The 681-nt window shown below is 64.3% G+C and carries 1 protein-coding gene; it reads left to right on the forward strand.

All coding sequences use genetic code 11. From position 1 onward, the window contains the following. Positions 1 to 63: 63 nt before the first annotated feature. Positions 64 to 681 (forward strand): ABC transporter ATP-binding protein (locus tag AC5RVV_RS17740; RefSeq protein WP_494002668.1); only part of this gene is annotated, 618 nt, incomplete at its 3' end.

Genomic DNA, 681 nt, shown 5'->3' on the forward strand with positions numbered 1-681 from the left:
GGCCCGAACACTTCGTCCTTTCGGATGATCCGGTTGAAGGCCGCGGCTTGATAGCGTTTTCGCATGAGCGATGATGTCCTTGCGCAACCCTCCCCTGAAAGCCAGCCGGTTCCGCCGGCGCTCGTCATCCGCGGCCTCGCCAAGCGGTTCGGTGACAAGATTGCCGTCAATGGCGTGGACCTGGACATTCCACTCGGTTCGTTCTATGGCCTCGTCGGGCCCAACGGAGCCGGCAAGACGACGACTCTCTCCATGGCTACAGGGCTGCTGCGTCCGGATTTCGGGCAGGTCTGGGTGCATGGTGTCGACGTCTGGGAGCGGCCGCTGGAGGCCAAGCGCCTGATGGGCATCCTGCCCGACGGAGTGCGGCTGTTCGACCGGCTGACCGGCGAACAGCTTGTCACCTATGCCGGCCTGCTGCGGGGCATGGACCGCGCCACCGTCGCCGAGCGGGTCGCCGACCTGCTCGGCGCACTGGACCTGGCGAAGGACGCCGGAACCCTGGTGGTCGACTACTCGGCAGGTATGACCAAGAAGATCGCCTTGGCCTCGGCACTGATCCATGCACCTCGGCTCCTGGTCCTGGATGAGCCTTTTGAATCGGTTGATCCGGTTTCGGCCGCCAATATCCGGGACATCCTGCACAGCTACGTGGATTCCGGCGGTACGGTGATCGTCTCG

It is taken from the genome of Arthrobacter sp. MDT2-34-1 (assembly GCF_059091365.1).